The organism is Streptomyces sp. SA15 (genome assembly GCF_002291145.1).
GTDB lineage: Bacteria > Actinomycetota > Actinomycetes > Streptomycetales > Streptomycetaceae > Streptomyces.
Genome location: NZ_NTGE01000058.1, coordinates 1 through 25,892, shown reverse-complemented (window position 1 = coordinate 25,892; position 25,892 = coordinate 1). Strand labels below are relative to the sequence as shown.

The 25,892-nt window shown below is 71.5% G+C and carries 19 protein-coding genes, 2 rRNA genes and 1 pseudogene; 5 read left to right on the top strand and 17 right to left on the bottom strand.

The genetic code is table 11. From position 1 onward, the window contains the following. Positions 1–177 precede the first annotated feature (177 nt). From CLM62_RS09880 to CLM62_RS09870, 3 genes are all read right to left on the bottom strand, one after another. Entirely contained in the window at positions 178–2,478 is a 2,301-nt protein-coding gene (locus CLM62_RS09880; protein WP_257003779.1) for a tetratricopeptide repeat protein, read from the bottom strand. Between the two features lie 187 nt (positions 2,479–2,665). Next, positions 2,666–3,292, bottom strand: coding sequence for an NUDIX hydrolase (locus CLM62_RS09875; RefSeq protein WP_095749468.1), 627 nt, complete (start codon positions 3,290–3,292; stop codon positions 2,666–2,668). Positions 3,293–3,375: 83 nt separating this feature from the next. Continuing rightward, positions 3,376–5,043: a CTP synthase gene (locus tag CLM62_RS09870; RefSeq protein ID WP_095749467.1), complete on the bottom strand. Its 1,668-nt coding sequence runs from the start codon at positions 5,041–5,043 to the stop codon at positions 3,376–3,378. Positions 5,044–5,576: 533 nt separating this feature from the next. On the opposite strand from CLM62_RS09870, the gene CLM62_RS09865 reads away from it, so the two are divergent. Both CLM62_RS09865 and CLM62_RS09860 read left to right on the top strand, forming a co-directional pair. Next, positions 5,577–7,379, top strand: a complete 1,803-nt coding sequence (locus CLM62_RS09865; protein ID WP_095749466.1) for a glycoside hydrolase family 15 protein — start codon at positions 5,577–5,579, stop codon at positions 7,377–7,379. A 96-nt stretch (positions 7,380–7,475) separates the two neighbouring features. Then, on the top strand, positions 7,476–8,858 hold the full coding sequence (locus CLM62_RS09860; protein WP_095749465.1) for an FAD-binding oxidoreductase: 1,383 nt from the start codon (positions 7,476–7,478) through the stop codon (positions 8,856–8,858). Here the strand turns inward: CLM62_RS09860 and CLM62_RS09855 are convergent. After that, positions 8,845–9,801 (bottom strand): LLM class F420-dependent oxidoreductase, encoded by a 957-nt coding sequence (locus tag CLM62_RS09855; protein ID WP_095749464.1) that lies wholly within the window; start codon positions 9,799–9,801, stop codon positions 8,845–8,847. The genes CLM62_RS09860 and CLM62_RS09855 overlap by 14 nt on opposite strands. Positions 9,802–9,917: 116 nt before the next feature. Here CLM62_RS09855 and CLM62_RS09850 point away from each other — a divergent pair, with 116 nt between their 5' ends. After that, positions 9,918–11,606: a PucR family transcriptional regulator gene (locus tag CLM62_RS09850; protein ID WP_373559130.1), complete on the top strand. Its 1,689-nt coding sequence runs from the start codon at positions 9,918–9,920 to the stop codon at positions 11,604–11,606. Positions 11,607–11,628: 22 nt separating this feature from the next. Here CLM62_RS09850 and CLM62_RS09845 read toward each other — a convergent pair whose 3' ends face one another. The 6 genes and pseudogenes from CLM62_RS09845 to CLM62_RS09820 all read right to left on the bottom strand — a co-directional run bounded on the left by CLM62_RS09845 (position 11,629) and on the right by CLM62_RS09820 (position 17,675). Next, positions 11,629–12,765: a glycosyltransferase family 4 protein gene (locus tag CLM62_RS09845; RefSeq protein ID WP_095749463.1), complete on the bottom strand. Its 1,137-nt coding sequence runs from the start codon at positions 12,763–12,765 to the stop codon at positions 11,629–11,631. A 453-nt stretch (positions 12,766–13,218) separates the two neighbouring features. After that, positions 13,219–13,661: pseudogene (locus CLM62_RS09840) on the bottom strand (hypothetical protein); the annotation flags it as partial. A 35-nt stretch (positions 13,662–13,696) separates the two neighbouring features. Then, positions 13,697–15,415 carry a DNA repair protein RecN gene (recN, locus tag CLM62_RS09835; protein ID WP_095749462.1) on the bottom strand — a complete coding sequence of 573 codons (1,719 nt, stop codon included), beginning with the start codon at positions 15,413–15,415 and terminating at the stop codon, positions 13,697–13,699. Positions 15,416–15,647: 232 nt separating this feature from the next. Continuing rightward, positions 15,648–16,553 (bottom strand): NAD kinase, encoded by a 906-nt coding sequence (locus tag CLM62_RS09830; RefSeq protein WP_095749461.1) that lies wholly within the window; start codon positions 16,551–16,553, stop codon positions 15,648–15,650. Further along, positions 16,550–17,365 (bottom strand): TlyA family RNA methyltransferase, encoded by an 816-nt coding sequence (locus CLM62_RS09825; protein WP_095749460.1) that lies wholly within the window; start codon positions 17,363–17,365, stop codon positions 16,550–16,552. The genes CLM62_RS09830 and CLM62_RS09825 overlap by 4 nt, the downstream gene beginning before the upstream one ends. A gap of 7 nt (positions 17,366–17,372) precedes the next feature. After that, complete coding sequence (locus CLM62_RS09820) at positions 17,373–17,675, bottom strand: hypothetical protein (protein WP_095749459.1); 303 nt, start codon at positions 17,673–17,675, stop codon at positions 17,373–17,375. 42 nt (positions 17,676–17,717) lie between these two features. Between CLM62_RS09820 and CLM62_RS09815 the strand changes: the two genes are divergently transcribed. Beyond that, on the top strand, positions 17,718–18,065 hold the full coding sequence (locus CLM62_RS09815; RefSeq protein WP_095749458.1) for an SCP2 sterol-binding domain-containing protein: 348 nt from the start codon (positions 17,718–17,720) through the stop codon (positions 18,063–18,065). Here the strand turns inward: CLM62_RS09815 and CLM62_RS09810 are convergent. The 4 genes from CLM62_RS09810 to CLM62_RS09795 all read right to left on the bottom strand — a co-directional run bounded on the left by CLM62_RS09810 (position 18,049) and on the right by CLM62_RS09795 (position 22,153). Next, positions 18,049–18,948 (bottom strand): ABC transporter ATP-binding protein, encoded by a 900-nt coding sequence (locus CLM62_RS09810; RefSeq protein WP_095749457.1) that lies wholly within the window; start codon positions 18,946–18,948, stop codon positions 18,049–18,051. The two genes, CLM62_RS09815 and CLM62_RS09810, sit on opposite strands and share 17 nt — an antisense overlap. Then, the gene (locus tag CLM62_RS09805) at positions 18,945–19,982 is read right to left on the bottom strand and encodes an iron chelate uptake ABC transporter family permease subunit (protein ID WP_095749456.1); all 1,038 of its coding nucleotides are present in this window, start codon (positions 19,980–19,982) and stop codon (positions 18,945–18,947) included. The genes CLM62_RS09810 and CLM62_RS09805 overlap by 4 nt, the downstream gene beginning before the upstream one ends. Then, positions 19,979–21,022: an iron ABC transporter permease gene (locus tag CLM62_RS09800; protein WP_095749455.1), complete on the bottom strand. Its 1,044-nt coding sequence runs from the start codon at positions 21,020–21,022 to the stop codon at positions 19,979–19,981. Before CLM62_RS09800 ends, CLM62_RS09805 begins: the two co-directional genes overlap by 4 nt. A gap of 102 nt (positions 21,023–21,124) precedes the next feature. After that, positions 21,125–22,153 (bottom strand): HAD hydrolase-like protein, encoded by a 1,029-nt coding sequence (locus tag CLM62_RS09795; protein ID WP_095749454.1) that lies wholly within the window; start codon positions 22,151–22,153, stop codon positions 21,125–21,127. Positions 22,154–22,227: 74 nt separating this feature from the next. Here CLM62_RS09795 and CLM62_RS09790 point away from each other — a divergent pair, with 74 nt between their 5' ends. Beyond that, the gene (locus CLM62_RS09790; protein ID WP_095749453.1) at positions 22,228–23,520 is read left to right on the top strand and encodes a DUF1015 domain-containing protein; all 1,293 of its coding nucleotides are present in this window, start codon (positions 22,228–22,230) and stop codon (positions 23,518–23,520) included. A gap of 64 nt (positions 23,521–23,584) precedes the next feature. Here the strand turns inward: CLM62_RS09790 and CLM62_RS50730 are convergent, their stop codons facing one another. The 3 genes from CLM62_RS50730 to CLM62_RS50725 form a co-directional block, all read right to left on the bottom strand. Next, positions 23,585–24,349: a tetratricopeptide repeat protein gene (locus CLM62_RS50730; protein ID WP_218835581.1), complete on the bottom strand. Its 765-nt coding sequence runs from the start codon at positions 24,347–24,349 to the stop codon at positions 23,585–23,587. Positions 24,350–25,568: 1,219 nt separating this feature from the next. Continuing rightward, a 5S ribosomal RNA gene (gene rrf, locus CLM62_RS09780) occupies positions 25,569–25,685 on the bottom strand. Between the two features lie 102 nt (positions 25,686–25,787). Further along, positions 25,788–25,892, bottom strand: a 23S ribosomal RNA gene (locus CLM62_RS50725); the annotation flags it as partial.

The following is a 25,892-nucleotide window of genomic DNA, read 5'->3' as shown; positions in this document are numbered from 1 at the left end:
GGCATGCGCGGGCACACCGGGAGACACCGCTGGAGAAGGTGCGGCAGAGCCAGTCTAATGAAGGTGTTCCCGCTGTCTAGCCTTTCATTGCATCAATCTTCAGCGGATGTACTACGGATTTCGCAGGCGTTAGCGTCGTGTTCCGGTGATCGGAGGATTCCGGCTCCAGATCTGGCTTCATTCCGGCCCCTTGCCGGGCTCTGCCTCCGGCCCCTTGCCGGGCTCTGCCTCCGGCTCCGTCTCGGGCTCCACTTCCGGTCCTGTGGCGGGCTCCGCTTTCGGACCGGTGCCGAGCTCCGCTTTCGGACCGGTGGCGGGCTCCGCTTCCGGTCCGGTGCCGGGCTCCGCTTTCGGACCGGTGCCGAGCTCCGCTTCCGGACCGGTGCCGGGCTCCGCTTTCAACTCCGTCTCGGACTTCGTTTCCAAGTCCGTCTTGGGCTTCGTCTCTGGCTCCGCCTCGGGCTCCGCGCCGGATTCCGTATCCGGCTCCGGACGCTCCTCCGCCAGCAGCCGCTCGGCCGTCCCCCGGTGCAGCCAGGCCGCCGCGGGATCGCCGAGGTGCTCCAGGGTGTCGGCGAGCCGCAGGTACAGGGCGGCCTGGAGGCGTACGTCCTCGGCGCGGCGCGCCCACTCCACGGCCTCCTGACAGGTGCGCAGCGACTCCTCGGGCCGTCCCGCGTACTCCTGGACGCGCGCCAGTTCGCTCAACGCCCGCGCGTGGGCGGCCACATCGCCGTTCTTGCGGTGCCCGGCGACCGCTGCCCGCCAGTTCCGCAGCGCCTCGCCGTAGCGGCCCGCGTAGGTGTGCGCGGCGGCGATACGGCCGTACAGCCGGGCGGCGTCCGCGCGCTCGTCCCGGGCCAGCCGCTCGGCGAGGGCCCGGCCGAACCAGTCGGCGGCCCGGTCGTAGTCCCCGAGCTCCAGGTGGGCGCCGCCTACGGATTCCATCGCGCGGCCGGTCGCATACGGGTCGTTCGCCTCGCGTCCGGCGTCCAGCGCCGCCCGGTAGCGGGTCAGCGCCTCCTGCGTACGGCCGGTCCGGGCGTCCAGGTCGGCGAGGTTCAGCAGGGCGGCGGCCCGCTCGCGGGGCAGGTTCCGGCGCTCGGCCACGTCGAGGACGAGGCGGTGGATGCCGTACAGGTCGGGCGCGGCCGCCTGCGTGCCGAAGTGGGCGACCATGGCCCGCACCAGCTGGGACATCAGGCGCCGGGCGAGCGTGTCCAGCTCCCCGTCGGCGACCGCGAGACGGGCCGCGGCGAGCAGGGCGGGCCGGCGCACGCGCAGCCAGTCGGCGGCCGCCCGTGGGCTCGGGAAACGCACGGACGGCGGCATGGCCTGGAGCTTCTCGCGCGCCTCGGGGCTGTCGGTCTCGGTGATCGTCCGGCAGGACTGCAGCAGCCGTACGGTCCGCTCCAGCATCCGCGCGCGGGCCAGCTGGAGCTCCGCGGGACGCTCCTGGGTCTCGGCGAGAGCCTTCAGGAAGGGGTGCAGGCAGCCGGGGACCTCGTACTGGGGCAGCGGCGAGTCCACGGCGTGCAGCAGGCCCAGGGCGACGAAGTCGTCCAGGGTGGTGCGTGCGACGCTCACCGAGCAGCCGGCGAGCGCGGAGGCGGTGTGCGGGTCGACGAGGCCGGCCGGGGCGAGGGCGAGCAGTCGCAGGATCCGGGCGGCGGGAGCCGGGAGGGACGCGTAGGCGAGCCGGAAGACCCGGCTCAGCGGAGTTCCCTCGTCACTCTCCGCGTGCAGCTGCTTGGCGAGGTCGGCGACGGCCGCCTTGTGGCGGGCGGCCAGCCAGCCGCCCGCCAGCATCAGCGCGGCGGGCTGGGTCTGGCACTCCTCGACCAGGCCCTCGGCCGCCCGCGGGTCGACGGTGACGCGGACCGAGCCGGTGTGCCGGGACAGCAGCTCCAGGGCGGACTTGGTGTCGAGGCCGCCCAGGGTGCACGGGCGGACGTCCGCGATGCCGGTCAGCGGGCCCCCGGAGACGGCGACGGCCAGGCATTCCGGGGTGTCCGGCAGCAGGGCGTCGACCTGCTCGGCGGTGGCCGCGTCGTCCAGCAGGAGCAGCGTCCTGCGGTCGGCGAGGGCCTCGCGGAGTGCGGCCGTGAGGTCGTCCTCGGCGGCTCCGGCGGGGGTCGGCAGGCCGAGCGCGGTGAGCAGTTCGCGGGCGGTGTACTCGACGGGGACGGGGGTGCCGTCCGGCTCGCTGAGCCGGGCCCGCAGCACGCCGTCCCGGTAACGGTCCGCGACCTGCCGTACGAGCTCTTCGGCGAGGGCGGTGCGCCCTGAGCCAGGCTTGCCCGCGATGAGCAACACGCGCGCGCGGGGGGCCTTGCGGCCGGAGAGGGTGTCGAGGCCGGCGCGTTCGATGTCGGCGCGGAGTTCCTTCAACTCCCTTGTGCGGCCCAGGAACCGAGTCTCCTCAGGAGCGTCTCCGGACAGCTGCACGCCGCCTGTGTCCACCGCCTGATCCGTCACGGGCCACACTCCCGTCCCACCGCACGCGCAAGCCCGCCGGGACTCCGGTTCGAGCGCTTACAGAGCCTAGTTCACGCTCTGCTACGTTCCGGGCGGAGCGCGGCGGGCCCGTCCCCCGATCGGATCAGCCGATCGTCAGATCACACGCACTATGGGGTGGGTACACGTCTCGAACTATGGGGTGGGTTCACGCCTCGAAGGGACGCGCCGGCCACGGCGCCTGAGCCGGGCGCAGCGCGTCCAGCCCGTCGCCGCCGCGCGCGGCGACCAGTGAGAGCACGCCCACGACGAGGCAGTTGTTGTGCAGCTCCCCCGCGAGCACACCCCGGACCAGCTCGTCGACCGGCACGCGCGCGTGCTCCATGTCGGCCTCCTCGTCCTCCACCTCGAAGCGCTGCCCGTCGGCCTCGGACAGATCGCGGGCCAGGAAGATCCGCACCGCCTCGTCGCAGCCCCCGGCGGTCGTGTACACGTCGGTGAGGACCCGCCAGTCCTCGGCCTTGACGTGCGCCTCCTCGTACAGCTCGCGCTGGGCGGCGTGCAGCGGGTTCTCACCGGGGACGTCGAGGAGGCCGGCCGGGATCTCCCACAGCTTCTGCCGCACCGGGTGGCGGTACTGCTTGATGAGCAGGACGCGGTCCTCGGCGTCGAGGGCGAGCACGCCGACCGAGCCGGGGTGAACCTGGTAGTCGCGCCGGACCACCGAGCCGTCGGGCATGACCACCTCATCCGTGCGAACGGAGGTCTTGTTCCCCACGAAGGGGGTCTCCGTCGCCCGGATCTCCCACTGCTCGGGGGTGTCCTTGATCGTCATGCCCTGCCCTTCCGCACGTACAAAGAAAACCGGGGTGCCCACCCTTTGAAGGTATGCACCCCGGCCACCGTACAACTGGTGTGTTACTTGGAATTCTTCCGCTCGACCGAGGCCTTCACGAGCCCGGCGAACAGCGGGTGCGGACGCGTCGGACGCGAGCGCAGCTCGGGGTGCGCCTGTGTGGCGACCAGGTACGGGTGGGCCTCGCGCGGGTACTCGACGTACTCGACCAGCTTGCCGTCCGGCGAGGTGCCCGAGAACAGGATGCCCGCCTTCTTCTCCAGCTCGGCGCGGTAGGCGTTGTTCACCTCGTACCGGTGACGGTGCCGCTCCTCGACGTACTCCTTGCCGTCGTACACCTCGCGCACGATCGATCCCTCGGCCAGCTTGGCCGGGTACATGCCCAGGCGCATCGTTCCGCCCATGTCGCCCTCGCCGGCGACGATGTCGAGCTGCTCGGCCATGGTGGAGATGACCGGGTGGGCGGTGGCAGGATCGAACTCGGTGGAGTTGGCGTCGGAGATGTCGGCGAGGTTCCGGGCCGCCTCGATCACGATGCACTGCAGGCCGAGGCAGAGGCCGAGCAGCGGGATCTTGTTCTCGCGGGCGTAGCGGATGGCGCCGACCTTGCCCTGCACACCGCGGTCGCCGAAGCCACCCGGGATGCAGATGCCGTCCACATCACCGAGCTGCTGGGCGGCGCCCGAGGCGGTCTTGCAGTCGTCGGAGGTGACCCATTTGATCTTCACGCGGGCCTTGTTGGCGAAGCCGCCCGCGCGCAGCGCCTCGATGACCGAGAGGTAGGCGTCGGGCAGGTCGATGTACTTGCCGACCAGGGCGAGGGTGATCTCGTGGTCGGGGTTGTGGACGCGGTCGAGCAGGTCGTCCCAGGTCCTCCAGTCCACGTCGCGGAACGGCAGGTCCATCTTGCGGACGACGTAGGCGTCCAGGCCCTCGCCGTGCACGGTCTTCGGGATGTCGTAGATCGAGCGGGCGTCGGGGCAGGCGACCACGGCTGCCTCGTCGACGTCGCACATCAGCGAGATCTTCCGCTTGATCGCGGTCGGCACCTCGCGGTCGCAGCGCAGCACGATGGCGTCTGGCTGGATACCGATGTTCCTGAGAGCCGCAACCGAATGCTGGGTCGGCTTCGTCTTGAGCTCACCCGAGGGTCCGATGTAGGGCAGGAGAGAGATGTGAACAACGAAGACGTTGTCGCGACCGACCTCGTGCCGGACCTGGCGCACGGTCTCCAGGAACGGCAGCGACTCGATGTCGCCGACCGTGCCGCCCACCTCGGTGATCACGACGTCCACCTCGTCCGTCGCCATGCGCCGGATGCGGTGCTTGATCTCGTTGGTGATGTGCGGGATGACCTGCACGGTGTCGCCCAGGTACTCGCCGCGCCGCTCCTTGGCGATCACCGTCGAGTAGATCTGACCGGTGGTGACGTTGGCGGAGCCGTCCAGATCGCGGTCGAGGAAACGCTCGTAGTGGCCGATGTCCAGGTCGGTCTCGGCGCCGTCGTTGGTGACGAACACCTCACCGTGCTGGAAGGGGTTCATCGTGCCCGGGTCGACGTTCAGGTACGGGTCCAGCTTCTGCATCACGACGCGCAGGCCCCGCGCCTTGAGCAGCATGCCGAGGCTGGAGGCCGTCAGACCCTTCCCGAGGGAGGAGGCGACACCCCCGGTGACGAAGATGTGCTTGGTCGTCGTGGCTGTGCTGTTTCGGAAAGCAGCGGGCGGCATGGCCAAGAGGGGCTCCCGTGGTCGCGGTCTGGAGGTGCGGTGCGGCTGCCGAGCCGGAAATTCCGGGGTTGCCGTCGCTGCGGTTCGGGGGTCCCCTGCTGGGTTTTTCCCTTCGGAGGGCGCCCACCGGTCCACGGGCTACCAGGGTATCAGCGCCCGGGCGAGATGGCTTCCGGCCACGCTCCGCACACGGACCGACACAGACCTCGCACGGACGCACGGGTTTCTCACCCCTTGCTCACCCGTTCGGCGCACTCTCCTTGTCGGGAGCGGCACGCAGATCATCTACGTGCGTCGTATCCTGCTCGGACACTCGCTGCCGAGCCCGGCCGGCAACACGGCACCACCCCCGCCCGTACGCACCGGAACAACAAGAGCTCGTCAGTTCGTTGAGCAACAGATGTCGTTTTGCCTCACAGCAGCACGGACTGTTTTGCTTCATCTCTCAACGACGCATTACAACGACCCCCTTGACCGCACTAGCGACAGCCCCCTTTTCGCGGGGTGACGTGGCCGTTCGACTGGAGTTGCACGTGGCCGGGCGCATCGAAGATTACGCACTCATCGGAGACATGCAGACCGCTGCCCTGGTCTGCCGGGACGGCACAGTGGACTGGCTGTGCCTGCCTCGCTTCGACTCGCATGCCATCTTCGCCGGTCTGCTGGGCACCGAGGAACACGGCTTCTGGCGGCTCGGACCCGCCCACGCGGCCGACGCCGAGCCGCCCACCGCGGCCCGGCGTACCTACCGCGGCGACTCCCTGATCCTGGAATCCGAGTGGGACACCCAGCGCGGCACGGTCCGCGTGACGGACTTCATGCCCCCACGTGACGGCGCCCCGCAGCTGATCAGGATCGTGGAGGGCGTCTCGGGCCGCGTCCCGATGCGCTCGGCACTGCGCATGCGTTTCTCCTACGGCCGGGTCGTGCCGTGGGTCCACAAGCACGACGGGCGCACGGTGGCCGTCGCGGGCCCGGACTCTGTGTGGTTCGACACACATGCCGAGACGTACGGCAAGTCGTTGACGACGTACGCGGACTTCACAGTCGCTCCGGGTGACCGGATCGCGTTCACGATCTCGTGGCAGCCCTCGCACAAGGAGCCGCCGCCGCTGCCGGAGCCGGAGCAGTCCCTGGAGGCGACGGAGGACTTCTGGCGGGACTGGGTCGAGCACTGCACGTACCACGGCCCCTACCGCGAGGCCGTGATCCGCTCGCTGATCACGCTGAAGGCGCTGACGTACGCCCCGACGGGCGGCATCGTCGCCGCCCCCACGACCTCCCTGCCGGAGGAGATCGGCGGCGTCCGCAACTGGGACTACCGCTACACCTGGCTGCGCGACGCGGCGATCACCCTGTCCTCGCTCCTGCGCACCGGCTACCGCGAGGAGGCCCGCGCCTGGCGCGAGTGGCTGCTGCGCGCGGTCGCTGGCGACCCGGAGAACCTGCAGATCATGTACGGCATCGCCGGCGAGCGCGAGCTGGGCGAGGCCGAGCTGGACTGGCTGCCGGGATACGAGAGCTCCGGGCCGGTTCGGGTCGGCAACGGCGCGGCGCACCAGCTCCAGCTGGACGTGTACGGCGAGGTCACCGAGGCCCTGCACCTGGCCCACATGACGGGCCTGGCCCGCAACGACTACGCCTCGCTGCTCCAGCTGAAGCTCATCCGCTACCTGGAGCAGCACTGGGACGCGCCGGACGAGGGCATCTGGGAGGTGCGCGGCCCGCGCCGCCACTTCGTGCACTCCAAGGTCATGGCCTGGGTCGCCGTCGACCGCACGATCAAGCTGATCGAGTCCGGCGACGCGGACGGCCCGCTGGACAAGTGGCGCGAGCTGCGCGACGACATCCACCGGGACGTGTGCGAGAGGGGCTACGACAAGGAGCGCAACACCTTCACGCAGTCGTACGGCTCGAAGGAACTGGACGCCTCCCTGCTGCTGATCCCGCAGATGGGCTTCCTGCCCCCGGACGACAAGCGCGTGATCGGCACCATCGAGGCCATCCAGCGCGAGCTGTCCACGCCGGACGGCTTCATCCTGCGCTACCCGACGCAGGGCGAGGACGAGGGCGTCGACGGCCTTCCCGGCGACGAGGGCGCCTTCCTCGCCTGCTCGTTCTGGATGGCGGACGACCTGGCGATGATCGGCCGCGTCGACGAGGCCCGTAAGCTGTTCGAGAAGCTGCTGTCACTGCGCAACGACCTCGGTCTGCTGGCCGAGGAGTGGGATCCGCGCCTCAAGCGCCAGGTCGGCAACTTCCCACAGGCTTTCAGCCACGTGCCGCTCATCGACACGGCTCTGCGGCTGACGGCGTCCGGGGCCTACGGCGGCTAGCCGTCTGCCCGGCGGATCGGGCCCTGAACAGGACGGACGTACCGCGCCCACCTAGCCTGGAAGCAAGCGATTGCCCCTTTGCGGAAGGGGGCGGCCATGGCTTCCCGCTCGAAGGCGGGCGCGGCCCTCGCCGCGCTGCGTGAGGACCTCACCGGCAATGTGTTCGCCCCGGAGGATCCGGGCTACGACGACGCGCGGACCGTCTTCAACGCCATGATCGACCGGCGGCCCGCCGTCATCGCGCAGTGCGCCGACGAGGACGACGTCGTACGGGCCGTACGCTTCGGCCGGGACCTGGACCTGAACATCGCGGTCCGCGGCGGCGGGCACAGCGTGGCGGGTATGGCGCTGAACGACAACGGTCTGGTCGTCGACCTGCGCCGCATGCACGAGGTGACCGTCCATCCCGCGGCCCAGGCGGTCCGGGTCGGGGGCGGTGCCACGATGAGTCACCTGGACCGCGCGTGCCAGCCGTACGGCCTCGCGACCACGGGCGGCCGGGCGTCCACCACCGGCGTCGGCGGCTTCGTCCTGGGCGGCGGCACCGGCTGGCTGGACCGCCTGTGCGGACTCGCCGTCGACAATCTGCTCGGCGTCGAACTGGTCACCGCCGAGGGCAGCCGGATCCACGCGAACGCCGACGAGAACCCCGACCTGTTCTGGGCCCTGCACGGCGGCGGCGGGAACTTCGGCATCGCGACGGCGATCACGCTGAAACTGCACGAACTGCCCCAGTTCTCCATCGCGATGCTGATGTACCTCCCGGAGTTCGGCCCCGAGGCCGTCCGCACCTTCCGCGACGTGATCGCGGCGGGCTCCGACGAGGTGGGCGGCGGCATCCTGTATCTCACCGGCCCGCCCGAGGAGTTCCTGCCGCCGCACCTGGTCGGTACGCGGCTGTGCGGGGCGGTGCTGACGTACGCGGGCCCCGAGGAGGACATGCGCAAGCTGGCCGAGCCCCTGCTGGCGCTGCCGCACGAGGCGGAGATCGTCGGGGCGATGCCGTACGCCGACGTGCAGTGCATGATCGACGACCCGCCCGGCATGCGGCACTACTGGTCGGCGGAGTACCTGACGGGCGCGCCCGACGACTTCGTGGACGTCTACTGCGCGAGCGCCGAGGCCATGCCCGTACCGACCGGGACCCAGTTCGCACTGCTCCCGCAGGGGGGCGCCGTCGCCGCCGGCCCGCACGAGTACCCGGTGCCCTACCGGGACGCTCCCTGGGCGGTGCACCCCTACGGCATGTGGGAGGACCCGGCGGACGACGAGCGATGCGTGCGCTGGGTCCGGGACGTCCGCGCCGATGTCCGGCCGTGGAGCACGGGCGCGGTCTACCTCAACTTCATCGGCGACGAGGGCGCGGAGCGGGTGGTGGCCGGCCTGGGCGCGGAGAACGCCCAGCGGCTGGCCGAGCTGAAGCGGCGCTACGACCCCGACAACGTGTTCCGCTTCAACCACAACATCAGGCCGGCCTGAGCGCCTTCAGCGTCCGCTCCCCGGCCGGATCGCCCGCCGTGGCCGGCACCAGGGCGATCTCGTCGAGCCCGGCCTCGGCATAGGCGTCGATCCGGGCGCGTACGGCGTCCAGGTCGCCGACCAGGCCGACCGTGCCGGCCGCCTCCGGCGGGAGGGCACGCAGCAGGGTGTCCCGGTCGGCGCCGCTCGCGGCCAGCTCCACCGCTTCACCGAGGCCCGCCGCGACGAACATGTCGCTGTAGCCCGGCACGGTCAGATAGCCGGCGATGCTGCCGAGGACCTGGGCGAGGGACTCCGGCTGCGGATCGACGGCCGCGGGCAGCCAGGAGGCCAGCGTCGGCGGTGTGCGGCCCGCGCGCTCGGCGGCCGCTTCCAGCTTCGCCCGCAGCAGACGGACCTGCTCAGGCGAGACGATGTCCAGCAGCATCCGGTCGGCGTGCGCGGCGGCCGTGGCGATCGCGCGGTCGCCGAACGCCGCCACGGTGAGCGGGCCGCCGGGCGGCGGGAGACGGCGGCGGAAGGGGCTGCCGGGCACGACCGGCTCGCCCTCAGGCGCGTGCAGGAGTCCTCGTACGGCCGCCGAGGACTCCTCCATCGCGGCCGCGGGCCGGACACGGGGCCGGCCGTGCACGCCCTCGACCACCCGCTTGCTGGACGTGCCCAGCGCCACCCCGACCGGACGACCGGTGACGGCGGCGACCGAGGCGGCACCCCGGGCGATCGTGTAGGCGTCGCGCACGGAGACCGGCACCGGCCCGGCGGTCAGCGCGACCCGCTCGGTGGCGCGCCCAATGGCCGCGGCCAGTACGAAGGAGTCCCACGTCGGTCCCTCACCGGCCCACACCTCGCGATAACCGAGCCTGTCGGCGAGCTCCGCCACTCGCAACGGCTCGTCGACCGCACTGTCGTCCTCGCGCCCCACGGCGACCACGCTGATGTCCATGACACGGCCGCTACCCCGCCGCGCACGCCCTAAGCCGGGCCGCTCGTCGGCTCGCGGACGACACGAGATGTCACCGCGGCGTGCACGCGGGTAGCGTCCGGCCTATGAACGGCGGCATGGGCGGCGGCGGGGACAGCGGTACGGACAGCGGTACGGACCACGGTGGTGACCAGGGCCTGGACAGCGGGTACGACACCCAGAGCACCGGGATCACGGTGCGGCGGGCGCTGGAGCTGCCCGGCCTGCGCAGCGGGCTCCCGGAGATCCTCGCGGGCGCCGACCGGCTGCAGCGGACCGTGCGCTGGGTGCACGCGGGCGAGGTGCCCCACATCGCCTCGCTGCTCAAGGGCGGCGAGCTGCTGCTGACCACTGGCTACGGCCTCGGCACCCGTCCGGCCGACCAGCGCGCGTTCGTGCGCACCCTCGCCGAGCGCGGCATCGCGGCCCTGGTCGTGGAGCTCGGCCCGCGCTTCACCCGCCTGCCCGCCGCCCTCGTCGACACCGCGCGCTCGGCCGGTCTGCCGCTGGTCCAACTGCACCGCGAGGTGCCGTTCGTGACGGTGACGGAGGAGATCCACACCGAGATCGTCAACGGCCACTACGCCCTGCTGCAGCGCGCCGAGGAGGTGCACCGCCGCTGCACACAGGCCCTGCTGGGCGGCGGCGGAATCCCTCAAGTCCTCGGCATCCTGGCCGACTTCAGCGGCAACCCGGTCTTCCTGGAGACGACGGACGGCCGGCTCCTGTACGCCGCCGGATCCGGCCCCGAGGGCGCGGACCCGCTCCAGGTGTGGGAGGGGCTGCGCGCCCAGCACAAGGACACCCCGCCGGCGGGCTCGGTCCTGGTGGACGTGCCGGGCGGCGGGCCGGGCACGGTGTCGGTGCGGGCCCGGCTCGCCCTACTGCCCGTACGCGCGCCCCTCGCGCCGGTGCACCGGATGGCCGCCGAACGGGCCGCGGGCATCCTGGCGGTCGTCCTCATGCAGGCCCGGCAGGAGGAGGAACTGGCGGCGCGCGGACGCGGCGACTTCCTGACCGACCTCGCCGAGGGCCGTATCGCCGCTCAGGACGCGCCCGCGCAAGCGCGCGTGCTGGGCTTCAAGCCGGGCGACAGCCCGCTGCTGCCGGTGGTGATGCGGCTCGGGGACGCCCTCTCCCCCAGCGGCGGATGGGCGGTGCTGGCGCGCGCGGTGGCGGAGGAGCTGGCGTCGGTGGGTGTGCCGGTCCTGCTGGGCGTACGACCGGTCGAAGGCCGCGTCCCTCTTCTGCTGGGCCTGCGTGCGGAGTCGGAGCGGTCGGCGGTCTCGGACCGGGTCGCGGCGGCGCTGCGGGCGGGTGTGGAGCGGGCCGGTATGCAACGGCCGGGGGCGCAGCCGCCGGTGGTGGTCGTCGGGGTGGCGGGTGGCTGGGCGGCGGCCTCGGCGGGCCTCAGGCACGCGGCCGAGACGGCGACGGCGGCGCAGGGCCTGCCGGACCGCCCCTGGTACGACGCCCGCCGCCTGGACATCGACCTGCTGCTGTGGCGGCTGCGCGACCACCCCGACCTGGCGGCCTTCGTGGACCGGGCGATCGGCCCCGTCCGGGACCACGACAAGCGCTCGAAGCCGCCGCTGCTGCCCACCCTGGAGACGTACCTGGCGCACGCGGGCCGTAAGGCGGAGACGGCACGCGAACTGCATCTCAACCGGCAGACGCTCTACAACCGCCTCGCCCGCATCGGCGAGTTGCTGGGCACCGACCTCGACGACCCGCACACGGTACTGGCGTTGAGCCTGGCGCTGCGGGCCCGCCGACATGTGCCCTAGGGTGCGCCCGCCCGACCCGCTTTCACATCAAGGGGCGTGGCTGGGTCAATTCGTCGTAGACGCTGAGCACTTGAGCCACGGTCGCGTCCTCGCTCGGCCAGGTGGCCGCCTGCCGCACGCCCTTCTCCGTCAGCAGCTCCCGGCGTTCGGGATCACCGAGGAGCCGTACGACGGCGTCGGCGAAGGCCTCGGGGTCCCCGGGCGGAACGAGTTCGGCCGCGTCGCCGACGAGTTCGGGGATGCCGCCGACCGCGGTCGCGACGAGCGGCACGCGCGCGTGGAAGGCCTCCTGGGCGAGGACGGAGCGCGACTCCTCACCACTCGGCAGCAGCGCGAGGTCGGCGGCGGCGAGCAGCTCGGTGATGTCCTCGCGCAGCCCGATGAGCCGGACCGGCAGTCCCTCGTCCTCGATCCGCCGCTGCAACTCCCCGCGCAACGGCCCCTCCCCCGCGATCACCACCAACGGCACGGGGTCGAGGCGGCGCCACGCGCGCGTGGCGTCCAGCAGCATGTCGTAGCCCCGGTGGCGGTCGAGGGATCCGACGGCCATCAGCAACGGGCGCCCGATGGCACCGAGTTCGGCCCGGACCTTGGGGCGCAGCCGGTCGGGATCCTCCGGCTCGACGGTCCGGCGGGGCCCGGGCAGGGCGACGGCGGCGAGTCGCGCGTCCCGTGCGCCCGTACGGCGGGCCCGGTCCACGAGGGCCGAGGTGGTGCCGAGCACCACGGAGGCGGCCTTGACCACCCGCCGCTCCAACAGCCGCACCAGATGGGCGCGCGCACCCTCGGCGTACGCGCGGTCGTGCCAGGTGACGATGAGCGGGGTGCGCCGCCCGCTGAGCGCGAGCACGGCACGGAAGGAGGCGTGCAGCCCGTGCGCGTGCACCAGGTCGGCGTTCGCGCACGCCGCCCGCAACGCGGCCACGGAGGCCGGATCGCTGCTGCGCGGCACGTGGACGTGTTCGGCGCCGGCTCCGGTGAAGTCGTAGGTGCGATCCGCCTCGACGGGGGCGCACACGGTCACCCGCACGCCCCGCGCGACCAACCCCGAGGCCAGGGAGCGCACATGCGCGCTACTGCCGGCGTTGCCTCCGCCCAGCACCTGCACGGTGCGCAGCGGGGACTGGCCGTGCGGTGAGTGGCTGCTCACGGGGGTCACGTGGCCGGGGCTCCTGGTTCGGCGTCGGGCGGTCACGAGGAAACGTACAGAAGGTATCGAGCGGAGGGGTGTACCGCGCGCTTCCTACGCGTACTGCGTGCTACGCCAAGGATGCCAGGACGTACGGCTGTTCCGGGAACGCGGAGACGCCAAGCCCCGGCGGCGCATCGGGTGGGGTCACTCACACGAGTGAGGGAGGGCGATTCTGTGCGAGGCTTCATGACGCAGGCGAGCCGTCCGACCTAAGGGGCGCGGGGAACTGCGCGACCAGCCCCCACCGCCCCGCAGATGGAATACGACCGTCAGAGCCCAGGACCCCCCTGTTGTCCCCATGGCTCACCCACCCGCCGAAGGCACCACTGCACTCACCTGTCCCCGCACACGGCCGCAACAACAACCGCGCCGACATGCACGAGTAGCCCCACCCTCCCGTTACTCGCGGCGGCCAGGGCCGAAGTGCGCGGCCCCGGCGATCACCAACCCGCGAGCACCTTGTCGACCGCCCGCTCCTCGAGCAGCGCCCCCGCGACGAGCCCGGCCGCGGAGATCCCGAACAGCTTCACCGCCCCGCTGGTGACCTCGCCGTCCCTCAGCGCGGCCAGATGCGCACCGAACCCCCGCCGGGCGTCACCGGCGCCCGCCACGTCGTCGTAGTCCCCACAGGCCCCGGCGGCGAGGACGGCGAACCCGGCGGCGGGCCGGACCCGCCCGGCCCCGACGGCAGCCGCGAGGGCGGACGCGGGCCCGGCGTACAACTCGACGGTGCACCCGGCGTAGTTCTTCCGTTCCCAGCGGTCGCGGCCGCCAGGAGCTTTGGTCCGCAGGGCGGCCGTAACGGCACGGGTGAGGGCGGCCGTGAGCCCGAACGAGGTGGCCCGGCGAGCACGGTTGATCATCCGACCGCCCTACGGCTCTTCCCCGGCCGTCCCCCCTAGAGGTCCGCCCTAGCCGTCGCCAGCAGCTCCTCCGCGTGCGCCCGGGCCGTCTCCGAGTCCTCCTGCCCGGCCAGCATCCGCGACAGTTCCCGGACCCGCTCCTCGCCCTCCAGCACCTTCACACCGGACCGGGTGACCGACCCGTCGTTCGTCTTCTCCACCAGCAACTGCCGGTCGGCGAAGGCGGCCACCTGCGGCAGGTGCGTCACGACGACGACCTGCGCGGTCTTCGCGAGCCGCGCCAGCCGCCGCCCGATCTCGACCGCCGCCTTGCCGCCGACACCCGCGTCGACCTCGTCGAAGAGATACGTCGGCACCGGATCCGTCCCCGCGAACACGACCTCGACGGCCAGCATCACGCGCGACAGCTCACCCCCGGAAGCGCCCTTGGCGATGGGCCTGGGCGGAGCACCCGGATGCGGGGCCAGCAACAGCTCGACCTCGTCGACACCGGACGGCCCATAAGCCACCGCACGCCCGCCGACCTCGACACCCTCAGGGTCCTCGCTCTGCCGGATGTCGAACGACACGCGCGCGTGCGGCATGGCAAGCGAGGCCAACTCCGCGGTCACGGCAGCGGCGAACCGCTCCGCGGCCTCCGTCCGCGCGTCCGTCAACGCCTGTGCCAGCCCACCCAGTTCGGTCCGCAGCGCGTCCCGCTCGGCGGTCAGCTCGCCGATCCGATCGTCGTCGCCGTCCAGTTCGGTGAGCCGCGCGGCGCCCCGCTCGGCCCACGCCAGCACAGAGGCGACGTCCTCGCCGTACTTCCGCGTCAACGTGGTGAGCGCGGCCCGCCGCTCCTCGACGGCCGCCAGCCGCAGCGGATCGGCGTCCAGGTCGTCGGCGTACCCGGCGAGCTCCCCCGCCACGTCGCCCAGCAGGATCCCGATCTCGCCGATCCGGTCCGCGAGCGCGGCCAGCGCCGGATCGTGCGACCGTACGGCGTCCAGGGCCCGCTGCGCCCCCGCGACGAGCGTCGCGGCGTCGATGCCCTCGGGGTCCTCGGGGTTGCCCGCCAACGCGGCATGAGCGGCCGTAGCAGCCGAAGACAACGCCTCCGCGTGCCCCAGCCGCTCCGCCTCCTCCGCCAGCTCCACGTCCTCCCCGGCGCGCGGCTCGACGCCGGCGATCTCGTCGAGCCCGTAACGCAGCATGTCGGCTTCCTGGGCCCGCTCACGCGCGCGCGTGGTGATCTCGTCGAGCTCCACGGAGACGGCCCGCAGCCGCCGATAGGCCTCCGTGTACTTGGCCAACGGCACGGCGACGGCATCGCCCGCGTACCGGTCGAGCGCCTGCCGCTGCCGCGACAGTTTCAGCAGCCCCTGCTGATCGGTCTGCCCGTGCACGGCCACCAGCTCGTCGGCGAGCTCGGCAAGCACCCCCACGGGCACGTTGCGCCCGCCCAGGTGCGCCCGCGACCGCCCTTCGGCGGAAACGGTACGGCTGATCAGCAACGCCCCGTCGTCGAGCTCCGCCCCGGCCTCCTCGGCCCGTACGGCGGCCGAGGCGTCCGTGGACACGCTGATCCGCCCCTCCACGACCGCGCTCTTGGCCCCGATCCGTACGAGCGCCGCATCGGCACGCCCACCGAGCAGCAGCCCCAGGCTGGTGACCACCATGGTCTTGCCCGCACCCGTCTCACCCGTGACGGCGGTGAACCCGGGCGACAGCTCGACGACCGCGTCGTCGATGACTCCGAGCGACCGTATCCGCATCTCCTCCAACACGGACAAGACCTTACGAGGTCAAGGAGGAGAAGTGCGACGGCCCCCGCCCCTGACATGTGAAGGTGCAGGTAACGAATGTGGATCGACCCACAATGTCACTCGGCCGAGTGGAGACACCTAGGGGCGCGGGGCTGTGTCGATATGCGGCTCCGCCGCGCGGGCGCGACAAGCCACATCCGGCCCGCAGCCGCGAGAACAACCCCGCACCCCCTTGGCAGCGCTAATGCGGCGCCCCCCGCCACCCAGAAACCGGCAACGCGAACTTGGCCACAAGCCGATCAGTGAACGACGCATGATGCAGCCGAGCCAACCGCACCGGCACAGCCCCCCGCCGCACCTCGACCCGCGCCCCCGGCGGCAACTCCACGGTCCGCCGCCCGTCGCACCACAGCACCCCAGGCGGAATATGAGGCAAAACCTCCACCGCAAGCACAGAATCCGGCGAAGTGACCAATGGCTTCGCAAACAACGCATGCGCACTGATCGGCACCATCAACAGCGCCTCGACCTCAGGCCACACCACAGGCCCACCCGCGGAGAAGGCATACGCGGTCGATCCAGTAGGCGTCGACAACACGATCCCGTCGCACCCGAACCCGGTGACCGGCCGCCCATCGATCTCAAGGACGACCTCGAGCAGCTTCTCCGCACCGGCCTTCTGAACCGCCGCCTCGTTCAGCGCCCAGTCCGTATGCACGATGTCCCCGTTGCGATGCACGACGACATCGACGGTCATCCGCTCCTCGACCTCGTACGCCTTGGTCACCACCCGGTCGACGACCTTGTCGAGATCGTCCCGCTCGGCCTCCGCGAGGAAGCCGACCCGCCCCAGGTTGACGCCGAGCATCGGCACCCCGGACGCCCGGGCGAACTCGGCCCCCCGCAACAGCGTCCCGTCCCCACCGAGCACTATCAGCAACTCGCACCCGTCGAGGCACTGCGCAGTGGCCTCCTTGACCAGCTCCACCTCCCCCGGCAGCGGCAGATCCAGCGCCTCGGCCTCCAGGACGCGCACGCCGATGCCCTCGCGCAGCAGCCCCTTCACCACCAGTTCGGCGCTGCGAATCGCCGCGGGCCGGCCCGTGTGGGCCAGCAGGAAAACAGTACGAGCTCGGTTCTGTGTCAACGCGGCCCCTCCGCCACTGCACGGTCAACGTCGGCCGGGTCCAGTTCGGGTGCTCCGGCCCGCAGCCACAGAAAGTATTCGACATTCCCGGACGGCCCGGGCAGCGGACTGGCGGTGACACCCTTCACCCCGAGCCCGAGTTCCCATGCCTTCTGGGCCACACCGCGCACGGCCTCCGCCCGCAGCTGCGGACTGCGCACCACGCCCCCGCTCCCCAGCCGTTCCTTCCCCACCTCGAACTGCGGCTTGACCATCATCACCAGATCGGCGTCCGGCTTCACGCACCGCACCAGGGCGGGCAGCACCAGCCCGAGCGGGATGAAGGACAGATCCCCCACGACAAGATCCACAGGCTCCCCATCGATCACTTCAAGCGTCAACTCGCGTACGTTCGTACGATCCTTGACGGTGACGCGTTCATCGCTCTGAAGAGACCAGGCGAGTTGTCCGTATCCGACGTCGACGGCGACGACATGCGCGGCCCCCGCCCGCAGCAGCACATCCGTGAAACCCCCGGTCGACGCGCCGGCGTCCAGGGCCCGCCGCCCTTCGACGACGAGCCCCTGCGGTACGAACGCCTCCAGCGCACCGGCCAGCTTGTGCCCGCCCCGCGACACGTAGTCGGGATCGCTGTCGTCGACCGCGACGACGATCGCCGCCGCGGTCTCCACCTGCGTGGCGGGCTTGGTCGCGACGGTCTTGCCGACGGACACGCGCCCCGCGGCGATCAGCTGGCCGGCATGCTCGCGCGAGCGCGCGAGTTTCCGGCGGACCAGCTCCGCGTCGAGACGGCGGCGTGCGACTCCTGCCACGTTCGGTTCAGCTCCTATTGCCATACGTCGACGGGGGCGCCGGAGGTCCCGGGCGGGCGTCGAGCGCGGTGAGCGCGTCACGTAGCCCCCGATGTACATCCTCGTACACCTCGAGGTGTCCGTCCGTGGCGAGGTGGTCGGCGTCACCGAGCCGCTCCAGCTGGGCGTCCACGTCGGCGTTGCCGGTGGGGGTGCGGGGCACGTTCAGCGGGGCCGGGGCGGCGGGGTCGTAGTTGGGTTCGACCGCTTCGTCCGGCTCCGGAGCCTCCGCTTCCTCCCGGATCTCGACTTCGGGCACTGAGTCGCTCATGCCCAGACGCTACCTCGAACCGCTGGGGTACCGTCGATCGCGATGGCCACGATCGAGGAGTGCCGCGCCGCACTCGAGAAGCTCTCGGACAACATGCAGTCCGCCGAAGGTGACGTCCGCACGGCCGCGGCCATGGACCGCTCGGTGAGCTGCCACATCACCGACCTGGACGTCACCTTCGTCGGCCGGCTCACCGACGGCCACATCGTGGTGGCCGACACGCTCCCGGGGCCGCCGCCCGAGAAGGCGGAGATCAGACTCACCATGGCCGGCGACGACTTGGTGGCGCTGGTCGAGGGCGAGCTGAACTTCGCCAAGGCCTGGGGCTCGGGCCGGGTGAAGCTGGAGGCGAGCCTCAGGGACCTGTTCCGCCTCAGGAAGCTTCTTTAGCCGCTTCAGCCGCGACCTTCGTGGCCGTACGCGCCTTCCGCGCCGCCGGCACCACCAGCGGCGTCCCCGTCTCCGGGTCGTCGATCACCTGGCAGCGCAGCCCGAAGACCTCCTCCACCAGCTCGGCGTCGACGATGTCCTTCGGCGCGCCCTCCGCGATGATCTCGCCGCTCTTCAGGGCGATGAGGTGCGTGGCGTAGCGGGCCGCGTGGTTGAGGTCGTGCAGCACGGCGACGAGCGTGCGCCCCTGCTCCTCGTGCAGCTCCGCACACAGATCCAGTACGTCGATCTGGTGCTGGATGTCCAAGTATGTCGTCGGCTCGTCAAGCAGCAGCAGCGGCGTCTGCTGGGCGAGCGCCATCGCGATCCACACGCGCTGGCGCTGACCGCCGGACAGCTCGTCGACGTAGCGGTCGGCGAGCTCGGCGACCCCGGTCTGGGCCATCGACTCCTGTACGACCTTCTCGTCCTCGGTGGACCACTGGCGCAGGATGCCCTGGTGCGGGTAGCGGCCGCGGCCGACCAGGTCGGCGACGGTGATCCCGTCGGGCGCGATCGACGACTGCGGCAGCAGGCCCAGCGTCCGGGCGACCTTCTTCGCGGGCATCGACTGGATGACCTGCCCGTCGAGCAGGACCCGGCCCTGGTTCGGCTTCAGCATCCGCGACAGCGCCCGCAGGAGCGTGGACTTGCCGCACGCGTTCGGGCCGACGATCACGGTGAAGGAGTTGTCGGGTATCTCGACCGACAACTGCTCGGCGATGACCCTCTGGTCGTAGGCGAGGGTCACGTTCTCGGCGGACAGGCGGTTCACAGTGCTCCTTCGGGTGTTCTCGTTCGCCGAGCCGCGCTTGTGGGGCCGGTCTTCCTTCTGCGGGCTCATATCCGGCCCGCCTTGCGCTCGGTGACCAGCAGCCACAGCAGATAGACACCGCCCAGGACACCGGTGAGCACGCCCACAGGCAGCTGGTCGGCTCCGAACGTACGCTGCGAGACCCAGTCGGCGGTGACCAGGAGGGCGGCGCCCATGCACAGGGACGGCAGCAGGTTCGGGCCGGGCGAGCGGGTCAGGCGACGGGCGAGCTGCGGCGCGGTGAGCGCCACGAAGCTGACGGGACCGGCGGCAGCGGTGGCGGTCGCGGTGAGCAGGACGGCGGCGACCAGCAGCAGCATCCGTAGGCGCTCGACGCGCACTCCGAGGGCGTACGAGACGTCGTCGCCCATCTCCATCATCCGCAGGCCGCGCGCATTGGCGAGGACGAGCGGTACGAGCACGGCGCACAGTCCGAGCAGCGGCCAGACCTGGTCCCAGTCACGGCCGGCCAGCGAGCCGGTCATCCAGACGACCGCGCGGGCCGCGTCGACGAGGTCGGACTTGGTGAGCAGGTAACCGTTGATCGCCGTGACGATCGCGGACACCCCGATACCGACCAGCACCAGTCGATAGCCGTGCACACCACGCTTCCAGGCGAGCAGATAGATGGCGATACCGGTCGCCAGACCGCCCACAAGTGCACCCATGGTGACCTGCGCGGCGCTCCCGGAGAACACCACGATCATCACGAGCGCGCCGGCCGTGGCCCCCTGCCCGAGCCCGAGCACGTCCGGACTGCCCAGCGGATTGCGGGAGATGGCCTGGAACAGCGCGCCCCCGAGCCCCAGGGAGGCGCCGACCAGGAGCCCGACCAGGACCCGCGGCAGCCGCAGTTCGTTGACGATGAACTCCTGCCCCGCGTTGCCGTCGCCGACCAGCGTCTTCAGCACGTCGGCGGCCGGGATCGGGAAGTCGCCGGTGCCGATCAGCACGACGCTCGCGGTGAGCGCGGCGAGCAGCAGCAGGGCGACGACGGTGACGGCGCGGACGTCCAGACGGAGGGAGAGCCCGCCCGGGGTCCTGATGGCACGGTTGGTCCTCACAGCTGCGCCGTCCTCCGCCGTCGTACGAGATAGATGAAGACCGGACCGCCGATGATCGCGGTCACGATGCCGACCTGAAGCTCCGAGGGCCGCGCCACGACCCGGCCGATGACGTCCGACCCGAGCAGCAGCACGGGCGACAGGATCGTCGCGTACGGCAGGATCCAGCGCAGGTCGGGCCCGGTGAAGGACCGTACGACGTGAGGAACCATCAGCCCGACGAACATGATCGGCCCGCAGGCGGCGGTCGCGGCCCCGCACAGCACGGTGGCGGAGAGCATGGCCAGCGCCCGGGTGCGGTTGAGGTTGGCGCCGAGCGCCTTGGCGGTGTCGTCGCCCATGGCCATGGCATTGAGCGGCCGGGCGGGGGCGAGCGCGAGGACCGTGCCGACCGCGATGAACGGCAGCACCTGCACGATGGCCGCGTTGCTCGCCGAGGCCAGCGAACCGACGGTCCAGAAGCGCATCCTGGCGAGCGCCGCGTCGTCCAGGATCATCACGGCCTGGAGGTAGCCGTAGAGCGCGGCACTGATCGCCGTACCGGCGAGCGCGAGCCGCACCGGTGTCGCGCCCCGGCTGCCCCCGAGGAACCAGACCAGCGCACCGACCACGGCCGCGCCGATGAAGGCGAACCACACATAGCCGCTCAGGCTCGTGACGCCGAAGAACGAGATGGCGGTGACGACCGCGGCGGACGCGCCCGCGTTGATGCCGAGCAGCCCGGGGTCGGCCAGCGGATTACGGGTGAGCGCCTGGAGCACGGCCCCGGACAGGCCGAGAGCGGCGCCGGCGAGCAGTCCCAGCACGGTCCGCGACAGCCGGTCGGCGACCACCACATCGCCGTAGGTCCCCGAGTCCTGGAACAGGCCGTGCCAGACCTCTCCGATGGAGAGCGCTTTGGCACCGATCGCGATACTCGCCAACGCGACGAGCACCAGGATCACGAGGGACACGAGCAGCCCAATCGCTCGTATCGCCCGGCGGTTCGGGGGCGCGGGGGCGGTCTCCGCGCGCTGTTCGGGAGGACTGTCGACCAACACGCAGTTAGGTTAGCCTACCCTCGCATTCGGCCACGATCCCGAGGTACGAAGGCCCTCGGGTTCACAGGCACGCCTGCCCACTCAAGGCCGTACGACACCGGCTCACAACCCCAGCCGTGCCAGCGCCTTTTCCGCATCCAGCGCGCACACCCCCTCGCCGGCCGCCGTCCAGGCCGCCGCACACAGCGCGCGCAGCCCGTCCAAAGCATCCCCCTCACCGTCCAGTTCCAGCCGCTCGGTACCAGCTGTCGCCGTCCAGCCGCCGCACCGGAAGCCGTCGCCCTCCTCGGTGACCTCCGGCTGACCGGTGAGCAACCCCCGCAGATCGGCGTCGACATACGTCGGCCGGTGCTGCGGCGGCGCCGCGAGCAACTGCGCGCCATCGGTCACGCCGGTCAGGACGAGCAGCGAGTCGACGTCCCCGTTGAACGCGCCCTCGATGTCGGTGTCCAACCGGTCCCCGACCACCAACGGCCGCTCGGCGCCCGTGCGCAGAATCGTCTCGCGGTGCATGGGAGGCAACGGTTTGCCCGCCACCTGCGGCTCGGCACCGGTCGCGATCCGCACGACCTGCACCGCCGCGCCGTTGCCCGGCGCGATCCCACGCGCGCTCGGGATCGTCAGGTCGGTGTTGGACGCGAACCACGGCACACCGCGCGCGATGGCGTAGCACGCCTCGGCGAAGCGGCCCCAGGGCAGCTCGGGCCCGCCGTACCCCTGCACGACCGCCGCCGGATCGTCCTGCGCCGACTCCACCGGCCGCAGCCCGCGCTCGCGCAGCGCCACCCGCAGGCCCTCCCCGCCGATCACCAGCACCCGCGCACCCGTCGGCACCTGCTCGGCGATCAGCCGTGCGACCGCCTGCGCCGAGGTGATGACGTCCGACGCCGCTGTCGGTATGCCCAACTCGGTGAGGTGCCCGGCCACGACATCAGGAGTCCGCAGCGCGTTGTTGGTGACGTACGCGAGATGCATCCCGCCCCCGCGGGCGGTGGCGAGCGAATCGACCGCGTGCACGATCGCGTTCCCGCCCGCGTACACCACTCCGTCCAGGTCGAGCAGGGCGGTGTCGTACGCCTCGCTCAGGGCCCGCCCACTGCCCTCGGGCCTCGTCCTGACGCCCTGGCTCATTACGCATCGCTCCTTGGTGTGGCTCGCTTTCCCCCGATCATCCCCCATGCCACTGACACCCGTACGATGCCGGGATGAATACAGCAGGTCACTCGGAAGCAACGGCGCGCCGAGGCCTGGAACTCACCCCGTTCCGAGGCCTTCGCTACGACCCCGACCGGGTCGGCAGCCTGGCGGCCGTGACTTCCCCTCCGTACGACGTCGTCGTCCGCCCCGACGGCTTGCGCCACCTCCAGTCCGCAGACCCGCACAACATCGTCCGGCTGATCCTCCCCCAGGCCACGACCCCCTCCGAACGCAACGAACAGGCGGCCCGCACCCTGCGCCGCTGGCTGTCCGAGGGCGTCTTGACCGCCGACCCCGATCCCGGCCTGTACGTCTACGAGCAGCGCGACGGCGACGGCATGCTCCAACGCGGCATCATCGGCGCCCTGCACCTGTCGGAGCCGTCGGAGGGCGTGGTCCTGCCGCACGAGGACGTCATACCGCATGTCGTGGCCGACCGCGCGGGCCTCATGCGCGCCACCTCCGCGAACCTGGAACCCCTGCTCCTGACCTACCGCGGCAACGGCTCGGCGACCGCCACCGCCGAAGTCGTCGAGCGCACCGCCGAACAGCTCCCACTGCTCGCGACGACCACGGAGGACGGCTTCAGCCACCGCCTGTGGTCGGTCACCGAGCCGGCCGACGTGGCCCGCGTCCAGTCCGACCTGGCCCGGCACCAGGCCCTGATCGCCGACGGCCACCACCGCTGGGCCACCTACCGGCGTCTACGCGCGGAGCACCCCTCCCCCGGCCCGTGGGACTACGGCCTGGTCCTCCTCGTCGACACGGCCCGCTACCCCCTGCGCGTCCGCGCCATCCACCGCCTCCTGCACGGCCTGCCGGTGGCGGACGCCCTGACCGCCGTGGACGGCCTGTTCCGCGTACGCCACCTGGAAGTCCCCTTGGCGCAAGCCCTGGAGGCCCTGGCCGACGCGGCCCACGCGGGCAACGCATTCCTGCTCGCCGGCGACGGCGCCTTCCACCTGATCGACCGCCCGGATTCCGACCTCCTGGCCCGTACGATCCCCGCCGACCGCCCCACCGCCTGGCGCACCCTCGACGCGACGGTCCTGCACGCCACCCTCCTCGACCACGTCTGGCACATCCCCGAGGACGACCCCGCCCACATCGCCTACATCCACGACACGGCCGCCACGGTCGCGAAGGCCGAACGCGGTGGCGATACGGCCGTCCTGATGCACCCGGTTCGCGAGGAGGTCGTCCGCGACCTCGCCCGCCAAGGCGTCACGATGCCCCGCAAGTCGACGTCGTTCGGCCCGAAGCCGGCGTCGGGACTGGTACTGCGGGCGCTGGATCTGTAACGAGCCCGGAGATACGAAAGGGCGGGACCCGGTTGGCCGGGTCCCGCCCTTTCAGACACTGACGTCAGTCCTTGTCGTCGTCCTTGTCGTCGTTCTCGGCGTGCGCCGCGGATGCGTCGTGGGACTCAGCGTCGTCCTCGCCCTCGCTCTCGTCGAAGGCGTCGACGAACTCAACACCGTCCAACTCGGCAAGCCGGTCGGACGCGTCCGTGCTGCCGTCCTTGTCGGCCTCGACGGCCTTCGCGAACCACTCCCGCGCCTCACCCTCGCGCCCTGCGGCAAGCAGCGCGTCGGCGTACGCGTACCGCAGTCGCGCGGTCCACGGCTGCACGGAGTTGGACGCCAGCTCGGGGCTCTGCAACGTCACGATCGCGGCGTCGAGCTGCCCCATGTCACGCCGGGCGCCGGCCGCGACGAGCCGCATCTCCACCTGCCCGGCCTTGTCCAGCTTGTGCACCTCGGGCGCCCCGGCCATGTCCAGCGCTTTCTCCGGCCGCCCGAGCCCACGCTCGCAGTCGGCCATGACGGGCCACAGCTCCACGTTGCCGGTCATCCGCCGCGCGGCCCGGAACTCGGCGAGCGCCTCGCCGTACTTCTGGCTCGCGTACGCCGCGAACCCGGCCGCCTCTCGTACGGCGGCGACACGCGACGCCAACCGGAGGGCCACCCGGGAGTAGCCGTAGGCACCCTCGGGGTCCTCGTCGATGAGCCGGGCCACCATCACCAGGTTCTTGGCGACGTCTTCCGCGAGCGTCTTCGGCAGGCTCTGGAGCTCCTGCCGTACGTCCTTGTCGATCTCCTCGCCCGTGACGTCCTCGGGGATCGGCAGCCGCTTGATCGGCTCACGATCCCGGTCCCGCTCGTCCCGGAAACGGCCACCACCGCGCCGGTCGTCGCCGCCACGTCGGTCATCGCGGCCACGGAAGCCCCCGGGACGTCCCCCACGGTCGTCGCGACGGGGCCCGCCACGGCCACCCCGGTCGTCCCGCCCGCGGTACCCGCCACGCTCGCCCCGGCTGTCGTCACGCCGGAAGCCACCACGGTCACCACGGTCGTCAGTGCGGCGGTCGTCAGTGCGGCGGTCGTCACGCCGGTCGTCCTGACGGAAGCCACCACGATCGCCCCCGTCCCCGCGGTCGTCCCGACGGAAACCACGGTCACGGTCACCGCCACGGAAGCCACTGCGGTCACGATCGTCACGCCGGAAGCCGCCACGCTCACCGTCACGGCGCTCATCCCGCCGATCATCACGGCGCTCATCACGACGGTCGTCCCGCCGGTCGTCACGGCGCTCATCACGACGGTCGTCCCGGCGGAAACCGCTGCGGTCGTCACCCCGACGATCGTCACGGCGCCCGTAACCACCACCCCGGTTGTCGTCGCGCCGGAAGCCACCACGGTCACCACGGTCCGTGCGGGCCTCCCCACGGTCGTCCCGACGGTCCCCGCGGTCGTCGCGCCGGAAGGGCGGACGGTCGCCGTCGCGGCGGACCCCACGGTCACGGTCATCCCGGCGCGGCCCACCGGAACGGTCGTCCCGCCGGAACGCCGGACGAGGCCCACGGTCGCCTTCGCGTCGGTCATCGCGTCGGCCATACCCGCCCCGGCTGTCATCACGTCGGAAGCCACCGCGGTCACCACGGTCGTCGCCTCGGCGTTCATCCCGCCGGTCGTCTCGCCGATCGTCACGACGGTCATCACGGCGCTCGGCGGGACGGTCGTCGCGACGGCCGCCGCGGTCGTCTCCCCGGCGATCGTCACGGCGCCCGTAACCACCACGGTTGTCGTCGCGACGGAAGCCACCGCGGTCACCGCGGTAGCCGCCCCGGTCGCTCCGACCGCCGCGGTCACCACTGTCCCGTCGCCGCTGGTCGCGCTCCGGTCGGTCGTCGGGAGAGTTGGTGGACATGGGTGACTCCTGTCTTCTGTACCGCAAGTCATTCTCGCGCAGCCGAGTACCCGGCGCGCTCCGGGCTGTGCTTGTTCCCAAACAGCAAAAGGACCCCTGGTCCCAGCTGAACGCTGGGACCAGGGGTCCTCCAAAGATTGTTCGGCGGCGTCCTACTCTCCCACAGGGTCCCCCCTGCAGTACCATCGGCGCTGTAAGGCTTAGCTTCCGGGTTCGGAATGTAACCGGGCGTTTCCCTCACGCTATAACCACCGAAACCCTATTGGTTTCGAGCGAACAAGCACACTCTTCAGTTGATGTTCAGCTCAAGCCGACAACGGTCGTTGTCTCAGAACTAACACAGTGGACGCGAGCAACTGAGGACAAGCCCTCGGCCTATTAGTACCGGTCAACTCCACACCTTGCGGTGCTTCCATATCCGGCCTATCAACCCAGTCGTCTACTGGGAGCCTTAACCCCTCAT